Genomic DNA, 12,396 nt, shown 5'->3' with positions numbered 1-12,396 from the left:
ATTATTGTTCTTACGTCTTATAAAAAGTGCGTTCCATGAGGCTAAGTAACCCTTGTATACGTTATTGTCCAAATAAAGTTGTAATTGATTATTTTTCCAAGTTTTGATTTTTGTTCTTTCGAGTCTGTTATATCTAACAGGTGAAATATAAAAACTTCAGCAAATATATAGTTTAAAATCGAATATTGTACTTCAATTTTAAGCGAATTGCGCTTTCGTCCATAAAAAATTTCTCAGCAGGTTTTAAAAAATTTGAATTCCAGGCCAGGATAATCTCGTTTCCCGGCTTTAAAATCCATTGAAAACGGGATTGCCATCCGATGCTTTTACTGGCATTATCATACTGGAGATAGTTATATAAAGTAATGTCGGGGCTAAATAAAATATTGGCATTTACCTGGTATATGTTGGCAGTGAAATTTCCATCCGGCAAATCAACGTCGTTTCTGGTAATTGCTCCACCAACAAAAAAGGGCACAGCAACTTTCCAGTTCGCTTCTAAAACGATATCTTTTCTGTAGCCCGTGTAAAAGTCGCCAAAACCATAGCTGGCTTCTCCCCAGATATTTCTGGCTCCTTTGGTTTCCAATTCAAAAATATGGTACCACCATTCATAATTTCCCTGTGGAATCACAAAATCTTCAAAAATATTAAAATCTTCAGTAAGCATCTCGTACTGATTAATCAGTGAATAGCTGAGTTCTTCACCGGAAAGAAAGCGAAGCCCTAAAGGTTTAATTTTGAATTCCCTTGTTTCAGGGTCATTGGTTTCAAGATTTGTGATGTAGCTAAATTCGCCTCCAAACTGAATTTGCATAATTCCCCATTTGTTGGGGCGCGGCCCTATTTCAAGTTCTCCATATGTTTCTCTGATATTGGTACGCGGTATAAATCCCATACCCGCTATAAAGTTTTTGCCAATTTCGTGGTATCCCAACCTGGTTTTAATCAGGTCGTTGGGATAAACAAATTGTGCCCCCCAGGTTGCATCTGCATCTTCCACATCCTTGGTGTTTGATTTCAATCCAAAAAGAAAAAAGGAAACATTTTTATTTCCCTGAAAAGTGGATGTCGACAGTTTGAGGTCGGCTCCTGTAAGAAGATTGGTTTCCCCTCCCATAGAATTACCATAGGTTCCAATAACTCCTACCGACGACTGTTTTCCTAAATTTCGTGTGACACGAGCAACCGAAAAATTGTTTGTTCCGGTTTCCCTGTCATCATTAATATGCATCAGCCCAATGTTCCAGTTGTCGACCTGTCCTGTAAGTTTTGCTCCTACATTAATGGGAATTGGCGAACCATTTTCATCCAAACCCATCCGGCGCGAAAAGAAAGGAATAATCTTTTGTGCCACGGGGCTTTCCCGATCGCCTTCAATACCAAATTGAAAATAATTGGCTCCGTCCAGGAAGAAATCCCTTTTTTCAGGAAAGTGAAGGCTAAAACGCGTAAGATTGATCTGGCGGTCGTCAACTTCGGTTTCAGCAAAATCGGTATTAATGGTTAATGATGATTTTAAGCTTGGTGTAATCTGGTAAAAAAGGTCAACACCACCAGTAAGTTTTGGATCACTTTTTTCTCCTTTTTTTGTGTCTAGGCCTGTAACAATATAGGGTGAAATATCAAGGCCAATTCCCTGTGTAATATTCTCCAGGCCATCTAAAATGCCTGCATCTGAGACTTGAAATTTATGTGTATTGAGATTTGCTTCCGGCCAGTAGTCGGTTTCCAGTTTGTTTACGATGTTTCGAATAAATTTAATTCCCCATTGTGTGTTATTTTTGTCGAACCCGAGGGTTTTAAACGGGATAGCAAGCTCTGCTTCCCAGCCGTAATCCAGAATTTTCGCTTTGCCTTCCCATAAACCATCCCACTGCTTGTTAAATGCTGCTCCATTTTCACTTACAATGGCATCTCCAATCGAGCCTCGCGGCCCAACTTGAAACCAATAGCCGTTTCTGCGGTCGAGATATGTGTCCAGGATAATCTGAATACGGTCATCATTTCCCAGACTTACATCACGTGCCATTTCTTTGGCTGTAATTTTATCCGGATCGTCCCAGCATTTTACCGCAAAATAAATGTTGTTTTCATCGTAACAGGTATAAAAAATTGTTTTTTCGGTTACAGCTTCTCCTTCGTTTGGCTCTCTTTGATAAAATTCATCAACTGCAAAAGCCTGATTCCAGACCTCTTCGTTTACAAAACCGTCAATTTCCGGCGGAGTTTCAATGCGAATGGCTTTTATAACTTTTTGTGCTAATAAGGTGTTTAGGGTAAAAACAATGACCGAAGTTGTTAATATTATTTTTTTCAAGGTTTAGTTGTAAGTGTTAGAATGCCGAAAATAACTATTTCATTCCAAAAATACGAATGACTGATGCATTTCCATCATGAAAAATACCTTCCTTAAAATAAATATCCATTTCTTTTGTTGTGAGTTTTTGTAAGGAGCAGAAATCATTTTCCAGTTCTTCCTTCGAGAATAACATCCCAATATTCCTGGGGCCGCCGGTGTTGTTTTCAATTTGTTTTTTTGAAAATCCTTCCAGAATTAAAATCCCACCGGGTTTTAAAAATGTAATCAATTTTTGGTGGTATTCTTTTCTTTTTTCAGGATTCATGTGCGTGTATATCAACGCAATTACATCGTAAGTCTCCGGCTTGAAATTTGCTAAATCGTAATCCTGAACCTGATAGTCGATTTTCACTTTGTTTTTTTTCGCCAACTTATCCGCTTTTCTTTTTCCTTCGCTACTGCTATCGAATGCGCTTACTTCCCAACCTTTCTTTGCTGCAAATACTGCATTTCTACCTTCTCCTTCACCGGGAAACAAAATTTTTCCGGGAGTTAGCTTCTCCAGTTGTTCTTTTAAAAAATCGTTTGGCTCTGTTCCGTATGCGTATTCTTCTGCTGAATATCGTTCGTTCCAAAAATTATTCATTGTTTTTATGTTTTTCGAAGTGAACAAAAATAAAAAGCAGAAGTTCAAGACAATTTCCCGAATTGATATTTTCGAATTTTAATTCAGCGCCTCATACAAAACTACCACCGGATGTTTGGCAATTCTGCCCGTTCCATCTTTTATCTGGTGGCGACAGGAAGTTCCGGGCGCAGAAATAATCGTTTCTTCATCGGCTTCCCGAACGGTTGGGAAAAGTACCATTTCTCCGATTTTTTGTGAAAGTTCGTAGTGTTCTTTCTCGTACCCAAACGAACCCGCCATTCCACAACAACCGGAAGGAATCTCTTTTACTGAATAATTCGCCGGTAAGGAAAGCATTATTCTTGTTGGCTCTGTGCTTGCAACAGATTTTTGCTGGCAATGGCCATGAAGTAAAATATGCTTTTCTTCACTGGTAAAATCGGAAGCAGAGATATTTCCTTTTTCCATTTCTTTGGCAACAAATTCTTCAAAAAGCAACGCGTTGTCGCCTAATTTTTTTGCAGCTGTTTGTAATTCAGTGTCAACCAATTCTGGATATTCGTCGCGGAAAGCTAAAATAGCTGACGGTTCAATTCCTATCAACGGCGTTTCTTCCGAAATAATGTCTTTTAAAAGCGAAACATTTTCAGTTGCAATTTTTTTCGATGTGCGAATCAATCCTTTTGAAAGGAAGGTTCTTCCACTTTCTTTGTGGACCGGAATTTTTACATCGTATCCCAATTTTGTAAGCAGCAGAATGGCTTTTATCCCAATGTCACTCTCGTTGTAGTTCGTAAATTCATCGTTAAATAAATATACTTTCCCTTTGCTTTTTTCTGCGGAAGGAACCCCGTTTGCAATCCAGCGGCTCAAGGTAATTTTTGACAGTTGCGGAATACTTCTTTTTGGCGCAAAACCCACTGTTTTTTTGAAAACAGAAGTATTGGTCAGTACATTTGAAATAGGACGGAAAACAACTGCTAAACGATACAAGCGAGGTAAATATGCAATCAGTTTTGAGCGCATTGGCACACTGTGAATATCGTAATATTGTTGCATGAATTCCGCTTTCAGCTTGGCCATGTCAACATTCGACGGACATTCAGCTTTACACGCTTTACATGAAATACATAAATCCAGAATATCGTAAATTTCCTTGTGGTCGAAAACTTTTTCTTTTTGATTGTTGTATAGAAATTCGCGTAAAATATTTGCCCGTCCGCGAGTCGATTTATCTTCGTCGCGCGTAGCCATAAACGTCGGGCACATCGTTCCGCCAATTACTTCGCTTTTGCGGCAATCGCCGGTTCCGTTACATTTTTCAATACTTCTGAAATAACCGCGGTAGTTGCTAAAATCAAATACCGTATTGTATTCGGGCGTTTCTTTTCCCGGAATTACACGCAGGCTCTCCGTAATCGGAGGTGTGTCAACAATTTTGCCGGGGTTCAAAATATTTTCAGGATCCCAGGTTTTTTTAACCTCTTTTACTAGCTCATAATTTTTTTCACCCAACATAAACGGAATAAATTTCCCGCGAGCTCGCCCATCGCCGTGTTCACCACTCATTGAACCGCGGTATTTTTTTACCAGTTTTGCAACATCGGTCATCAAAGTGTCAAAAAGTTCGACGTCGCCTTTTTCTTTAAAATTAATTAAAGGTCGAAAATGGATTTCACCGGTGGCAATGTGCGCATAATACACGCTTGACAAGCCTAGCTTTTCCAAAACTTTTTTGATGTCGGCAACATAATCCGGTAAATACTCCGGAGCAACAGCTGTATCTTCAATTCCCGGAACACCTTTCCTGTCGCCGGGAATGTTGGCCAGCAGTCCAAGTCCGGCAGTGCGAAGCGACCAAACCCGTTTTATTTTATCGGCTCCGGTAACCAAGGGAAAATGATAACCCAAACCAGCTTCCCTGAAATCTTTTTCTAAAGCAGCTGCCGTGTCGGTAAGTTCTTTTTCTGTTTCGAAAGCAAACTCAATCATTAACAGCGCCCCTGGTTCTCCTTTTACAAAAAAGCGGTTTTTGCGTTGTTCAATATTTTCTTTTGCGGCCTGCATTACTGTGTCGTCCATTAATTCAATCGCATTCGGATTGTGTTTTAATGCCACCAGGTTTCCTAACAACGATTCTTCCAGCGTTTCGAAATGGGCGCAAACCAAACCTTTAAATTTGGGTGGGAGAGGGATGACATTTAATTTTATTTGTGTTGAAAAAGCCAGCGTTCCTTCTGAACCTGCCAAGAGTTTGCAGAAATTGAACGGAGCTCCGCCTTCAGTATAAATTTCAGAATCAAGCAAAACATCGATTGCATATCCCATGTTTCTACGGGTGAGTTTTGGATCCGGAAATTTTTCGTGGATTTCTTTTTGATTTTCCTGACTGGAAAGAATTTCATTGATGTTTTGATAAATGGCTTTTTCCAGTTTGTTCGGATTTCCATTTAATTTTTGTTGAAATTCTTCTTTTGTGAGGGAGTTAAATGTTGTTTCTGAGCCATCTGAAAGAACGGCATCCACTTCCAAAATGTGTTCGCGAACGCTTCCGTAAACCAGCGAATGTAAGCCGCAGGAATTATTTCCCAGCATTCCTCCAATAACACAGCGGTTGGCAGTTGAGGTTTCCGGTCCAAACTGCATTCCGTATTTTGAAAGAAACAGGTTCAATTCAGCTAAAACAACGCCGGGTTGAACAATTACATATTTCTCTTCCTCGTTGAATTCAAGGATGTTATTCATATATTTCGACATGTCAACCACAATCCCGGGGCCAACGACCTGGCCTGCCAACGAAGTTCCTGCCCCGCGTGGAATAACCGACGTTTCGTTTTCACGTGCAAAAGCAATAATTTTTTTGATGTCCTCCTTGTTCTTCGGACGGGTTACTGCCAGCGGCATTTCCTTGTATTGCGACGCGTCGGTTGAATACAAAACACGTTGCACATTATCGAAAAAAAGGTCGCCATCGAGTTGGGATTTAAGCTGATTAAAATCGGGTTGCATATCTATTGTATTTTGATTTGCAAAAATAGATGATTGGCAGCTTTGTTACAAGGAAAAAGGATTGTTGTTTTCATTTATAAATATTGTTTTCATTTTCCAAGAATATTGTACTAAAAGGTGCTGCCGGTAAGCCGGCAGAATTGTAGAGCGTACATCTCGGATTATTTTCCCACGCATATCTCGCAACTACAGGTTTTTTTACTTGTGGTGAGGAAATAATAAGGTGAGTGCCTTCTATTTTAATTTTTGCCGGGTGATATTGCATGTCAGCACCGGCAATTTCAAAACCATTGAGTTTGTCATTCGGAATTACGAGTAAGTTTTCTTTCGTTTTAAAGTTTACCTCTATTGTATTGTTTTTTACGATATACGATTCCGCCTCTGGCCCGTCAGAAATGACCTTCATTTTGTAAACTTTATCTTCAGCCTGCAGTGCCAGTCTTTCTGCAAAATCTTTTTTGCTTTTTGCATGAACATCGTAAGGGTCGCCAATATCCAAACAAACTACCATTCCTGTATTGGGGAGTTTCAGTGCATTTTGTTGTGTTATCCGAATAAGGCAACGAGAATCGTCAAAAACTTCAAAATGGTGGGAGAGTTCGGTATTTGAGATTTGGAAAAATAAGAAAGGTAAATCTCCAAGTAGCCAATGTCGTCTCCAAACTGTGATTAATTGGTTGAACATTTTTTCATATAGAAATGGCCTGCCTGCGTCTGATTCTCCCTGGTACCAGATAAAACCTTTTATTCCGAAAGGAATTACCGGAGCCACCATACCGTTGAAAAGAAATGCAGGGTTACTCTGAAAACTTTTTTCAGGGGGATTTACAGTTTCAAGTTGCGCGTTCATTTTCCATTTTTTAGAAATATCGATGTGGAAAGCATTACCTCTGGTTGCGATGAAAAAATCGTCTTTTCCCCCAAGTGTTTGAGCCGAACCAAAAGGTTGCGCCAGCCGAATGGTCAGTATATTTTCGCCTTGTTTTAAAATGTTGGGCGGGATTTCGGTTGTTACCGGTTTTGGATATTGAAAATAGCCGAGTTCAACACCGTTCAAAAATACCTGGCTTTGACGATTCAGGAATCCCAACGACAGATGAAGCGTTTGATTACGGTATTTCACCGGTATATTTATTTTTTTGCGAAACCAAACAACATTGCTGTCCTTTTCGAATGGAAAATCAGTCTCACTCCAATTCGTATCGTCGTAATTGTCAGCAGTAATTTGTTCTGTCAGTTCTTTCGGCGGGTAACTAATTTGATTGCGGCGAATCCTCTGTTGTTTAATGGATGCAAACGCCGTTTCTTTCCATTCATCTTTTTCAAAATTTTGAGGACGCGGAGGAAGATTTATTGAATCGCTGAACAGTTCAAGTGATGGCCTGTCGAGCCAGGTGCGAATGGGTGTTCCGCCCCAGGAAGCATGGATAATTCCAATTGGGATGTTTAGATCTGTATTTAATTTTTTTGCAAAAAACCATCCAATGGCAGAAAAGCCTTCCACTGAATTCGAACTTGCTGTTTGCCATTCTCCTGAGATTAAATCTTCCTGTTCTACAGGAGAAGGGAATTTGGGCACATTAAAAAGCCTGACTTCAGGATAGTTGGTGTCCTGAAGTTCATCCTTATAATTTTCAATAGCGGAGTGCGGAATCCACTCCCAACCCTGAACCGGATGAGTCATATTTGACTGGCCGGAAGCAAACCAGACATCGCCCACAAGTACATTATTAAAGACGATGCTGTCGGATTTCCCTTTTATTTTTAAACAATAAGGGCCACCTGCTTCAAATTCAGGGAGAAAGACCTTCCATTTCCCTGAAGCATTTGCCGTTCCAGAGACAGATTTTTCCTTAAAAAAGACGGTGATTTTTTCATTTGGAATTGCCGTTCCCCAAACCGGGATTTTAATTTCCCGCTGAAGAACCATATTGTCAGAAAAAATACGGGCCGGTTTAATCTCTGCAAAACTACTCGAATAGAAGATAAGCAGTAATGGGACAGTTGCTATTATAAAAAGTCGTTTCATTTTAATTTATGGTTACCGGATGAAAGGTTTGAATGGTCACGGGTCCCAGCAGCCCCGATTTAATAAGAGGTACTTCAGCCCATGGATAACGTTTTTGGTCGCCGGATTCCATCGTTTTGGCCGGCACAATGGTTGTTCGAATGCTGGTATTTGTGAATTTTTGTCCGGTAATAGCATCGCCTGTTAATCGGTTCGACCACACGTTGGCTACTTCTATGGTAATTGTGTTTTCTCCTTGTTTGATAATGTTTGTCACCTCGAAACGATAAGGTTTTGCCCAGCTAATTCCAAGGTGTATCCCATTTAACCAAACGTCTGCTACTTTTGATATTTCACCCAAGTAGAGATAGATACTTTCATTGCCCTTTTTTGTTTTAGCCTCGTGTTCAAATGTTTTTTTGTAGGTCGCTGTTCCCGAATAATATTTTATTCCTTCAATCGGCGATTCAGTCCATGAAATGAGTTTCGGAAACGTGGTTTTTTCCGGTGCTCCCCAATCTTTGGCAAACTCAACATTCCAGGGGCCGTCTATTGTATTTGTTTCAATTTTATTCTGAACAGAAAGCGATTGTACTGAACCTTCCAATGAAAAAGTTCCTTCCTGTAAAAAGTTAATTCCTTCGGATGTGTATTCGAAAAGCGGAGGAGTTGTTCCTGAAATCGCTGTGAATTTTGGTGGAAGAGAAGATTTTTTGAAAACGACAAAACAAGCTCCGTAAGGAGGGAGAGTTAGCGGAAGATTTACATATTCTTCTGAACGGTTAAAAATAGACGCCGGGAAAATTTCGCCGGAAACCGGATTCCAGATTTCAGGCGATTTATTCTGCTGTCTGAATTTTATATTGCGGGAAAGCCATTCATTTTGTGTATTTCGGATAAAATAAAAATCAAGGTCGTTTTTGCTGAAATGAATAAAATCGATCGCCCCTGAGTTATTTTCTGAATAATCAATATCGGGCTGAACATTCAGAGTTTGTAACATTTTAAGCGGAGAAATTCCTGAATATATTTTTCCTTTTGAAGGCAGTTTATTTTCTGAAAGGCCTGATGCGTTACTCCATAAATTGTTAAGCAACTTCTTTCTGGCAGTTTTTGCGACAACATCATCCACTTTTTCGGGTTTCTCGCCGATAATTACGGCTCCTTGTTTTACCAGTTCTTCCAGTTTTTTAAGCACTTTTGAATTTATATTTCCTTCATCTTCCAACACCAGCAAGCTAAATTCAGCGCCATTGGATAAAATCAGTTTCCCATTTTTTACCGAAAGTTTGTCAAGTAGAATTTCCGTATTAATAACTTCATAATCGTAGCCCGGGCCTACCTTAAAATGGGTGTTTTTAGGCGTCGCAGAATTCGGTACTTTATCTCCGTAATACCAAAGTACGTCGGCCTTAAAATTCGTTTCCTGAAAAACGGCAGAAACTCTTGAAACATAATCGATAAAAGGTTTTGCTTTTGGCCACCAAACCCGCTTGTCGTTAAAATGCGTTCCTGCATGATATACATATCCGGGGAAACCTGAATTGCTGATGTTGTGGCTGAAACCGTGAAAAACAACGCGGTTCATTCCCTCACAAAATGCCCGGTCGCCAAAGGGTTTCATGTCAAACGGACCTTCCTGCCAATGCATAAACGAGGTAAATGCTTCTTCTTCCACAATCCCTTTTTCATAAATATGTGACGCCGCTGCCGCTTCTTTAACGACACGGAGAATATCAATACTATCATTTCCATCCTTGTAAAAACGCGAATGATTAACCCAGAATTCACCGCGGGGAATATCAATTGAGCCTTGTGCCTTTAACGGTTCGGCAGGCCCGTTATAAAGCGGATAGCCAGGGCCGCCCGCCTCGCTGTTTATTTTTAAACCGTAACGGTTACAAACTTCTTTTGATTTTTTATACAAATTATTGATCATTAATTCTGACAACGTTTTTTTGAAATCAGTCTGGATTTTTTCGGCGGTTTCGTTTTTAAATCGTTCAGGCTCAAAAAGCGACGGAATAAATTTTCTAATGTCATAACCGTTTACTTTTTTAAATTCCTCTGGTAATGTTGACGTCCATACAAAACCTCGGGCTTCGTAACTGGCAAGGTAGAAGCTTTTTAACGCTGTTTTTCGGAAGTCTCCTAGAACAGGCAGCAGCCGGTTGATAATATACATGAGGTGTGTTTCCACGGCTGTGGAGTCGAAATGGTCGATGGTTAAACCCGCAGAAAACGGGCTGGGACGAACTACCTGCTGGCCTGAATTGGAACAAACATATCGGCATATTTCCCAGTCTCCTGCCGGAGCTTTCCAATTAAGCTCGTCTGTTTCAGGATTGAAAAACCGGGTAAGATCAATAATATTTGCTGTGTCGAGTTTGCCTTCTTCAATTGCGGAAGGAATGGCAAGGACAGCTATTTCTTCGTAATATTCAGGCCTGCCATTTTTGCTGAATGGTATCAACGTCTCGCCGTTCCCTCCAATAAGTGATTCTTTGGGAAATGAAATTTCAGGAAAGGGAAGTTTTATTTTTTGAGCTTGAGCGTTTCCTTTTATACTGATTTTTGAGGAATACAGCGATTTTCCTCCATGTTCAGGTTTTACCCAGTTTCCTCCCGCATTCCAGCTGCTGGCCAGGTTTAATCCAACTGTTAATCCGAGTTTCCCGGCTTCATCCACCGCAAATTTTATTAACTGAAGAGATTGGTCGCTCATAAATGCCGGTCCTCCCGGAATCATCGTATCTGAAGGCGGAACACCAATTTCAAAGAAATCAAAACCTGCAATTCCGGCATCTTTCATCGCATGGAGTTCTTGTTTGGCGCGCACGGTATCAATGTTTCCGTTAAGACACCACCAGTATACTTTTGGACGAGCCGACTGTGGCGGATTGAGAAAACTATTTTTAATATTTTGGTAGTCGTCACTGTTTTGTCCATTTGCCGGTACACCGGCAAATCCAATGAAGAGGACTATTATTGTTACAAAATATATTTTCATAATGAGGTATTCGTTTTAAATTATCGATATGGTTTTAAGACTTATTGCTTGTCTTTTTTTACGGGCATTTTTGCGTCAATTTCATTTTGCCATTTTTTTAGCATACTGAAAAGCTCTTTTGCCTTTTTGGGGTTTTCAGATTTAAAATCATTGCTTTCCGAAATATCTTCGTCTAAATTGAAAAGTTCTGTTTCTCCCGTTTCATAATTTTCTACCAGTTTCCATGCTCCATCACGCACGGCCCCGGCCGGTCTTCCGCCTTGTCCGCTAAAATGAGGAAAATGAAAATAAACAGGACCTCTTTCAAATTTGGCAGCCGGATTGTACATTGTGGAAAGAATACTTTTCCCATCTACGTTGGAAGGAATCGCTTTATCTCCAATTAGCTCCATAATGGTGGGTACAAAATCCTGGATAATGACATAGTTTTCATTTTTTGAATCCGCTTTTATTTTATTTTTCCAGAACATAATTAACGGAACGCGGATACCTCCTTCGTACACATGGCCTTTCCATTTTCGTAATGGTTCCATCGTTGTCGGGCGGTAGGCTATTTGATCCATTCCGATACCGCCATTGTCTGACATAAAAATTATCAAGGTATTTTCGTCCAGTTTTAGGCGTTCCAGTTCTTTAATGATCTTTCCAATCCCATCATCCAAACTTTCAACCATTGTGGCATAATACGGGTTATATTTTCCCTCAAACTTGTTGTATTTCCACATGTACTTGCTCACTTTTTCTGCTTTCGGAATGATTAAAAGATGAGGAGCAGAGTATGCGAGATACAAAAAGAAAGGATGTTCTTTTTGCTGTGTTTGGATAAATTCAACAGCATAGTCGGTAAGTTTATCCGTGAGGTATTCCGAACCGTTGTCTTCAAAAATAGTTTTTCCGTTACTTGATATTCCGTAATTGTAATAATCCAGTGCATTTTTACTAATAACCCTGTTGTAATCGAATCCCTGGGCAAAAGCTCCTGTTTTATCCGTATCCCCCAAATGCCACTTTCCAACCATGCCGGTATTGTACCCGTTTCTTTTTAAAATTTCAGCCAATGTTATTTCGGAAGAGGGGAGGTTTTCTACCGTTTTGGGCACAACTACAGGAGAATTTGGCTCTTGTCTGTCAAGACCCAAAGCTGTGGTGATTTGTAACCTGGCCGGATGTTTACCCGTCATGAGAGCAGCTCTTGAAGGACTACAGGCCGGATGGGCGTAAGCTTGTGTGAATGACATGCCGTTTTTGGCAAGTTGATCTAAAACAGGTGTTTCATTAAACGGATTACCATAGCAACCTAAATCTATGTATCCAAGATCGTCGGCCAGTATAAAGATAATATTGGGTCTTTCCTGTGCTTGGAGTAGCAAAGGGAAAAAAACAAAAATGGCAATTATCAGCTTTAGCTTTTTCATGACAGGGCAAGCTCTAAAAATGAA

6 protein-coding genes are annotated in these 12,396 nt (G+C 40.1%); all 6 read right to left on the bottom strand.

Annotation, left to right across the window (positions count from 1 at the left end; genetic code table 11):
• Positions 1-172: 172 nt before the first annotated feature.
• The 6 genes from GM418_RS02790 to GM418_RS02765 all read right to left on the bottom strand — a co-directional run bounded on the left by GM418_RS02790 (position 173) and on the right by GM418_RS02765 (position 12,372).
• Positions 173-2,320: a carbohydrate binding family 9 domain-containing protein gene (locus GM418_RS02790; protein WP_158862928.1), complete on the bottom strand. Its 2,148-nt coding sequence runs from the start codon at positions 2,318-2,320 to the stop codon at positions 173-175.
• A 34-nt stretch (positions 2,321-2,354) separates the two neighbouring features.
• The gene (locus GM418_RS02785; RefSeq protein WP_158862926.1) at positions 2,355-2,948 is read right to left on the bottom strand and encodes a class I SAM-dependent methyltransferase; all 594 of its coding nucleotides are present in this window, start codon (positions 2,946-2,948) and stop codon (positions 2,355-2,357) included.
• 78 nt (positions 2,949-3,026) lie between these two features.
• On the bottom strand, positions 3,027-5,939 hold the full coding sequence (locus GM418_RS02780; RefSeq protein WP_158862924.1) for an FAD-binding and (Fe-S)-binding domain-containing protein: 2,913 nt from the start codon (positions 5,937-5,939) through the stop codon (positions 3,027-3,029).
• Positions 5,940-6,009: 70 nt separating this feature from the next.
• The gene (locus GM418_RS02775) at positions 6,010-7,968 is read right to left on the bottom strand and encodes a sialate O-acetylesterase (RefSeq protein ID WP_158862922.1); all 1,959 of its coding nucleotides are present in this window, start codon (positions 7,966-7,968) and stop codon (positions 6,010-6,012) included.
• Between the two features lies 1 nt (position 7,969).
• Complete coding sequence (locus GM418_RS02770; RefSeq protein WP_158862920.1) at positions 7,970-10,957, bottom strand: glycosyl hydrolase; 2,988 nt, start codon at positions 10,955-10,957, stop codon at positions 7,970-7,972.
• A gap of 41 nt (positions 10,958-10,998) precedes the next feature.
• Complete coding sequence (locus GM418_RS02765; protein WP_246222811.1) at positions 10,999-12,372, bottom strand: sulfatase; 1,374 nt, start codon at positions 12,370-12,372, stop codon at positions 10,999-11,001.
• Positions 12,373-12,396: the final 24 nt, after the last annotated feature.

Origin of the sequence: Maribellus comscasis, assembly GCF_009762775.1 — a bacterium.
Lineage (GTDB): Bacteria > Bacteroidota > Bacteroidia > Bacteroidales > Prolixibacteraceae > Draconibacterium > Draconibacterium comscasis.
This window is presented reverse-complemented; position numbering and strand designations above follow the sequence as displayed.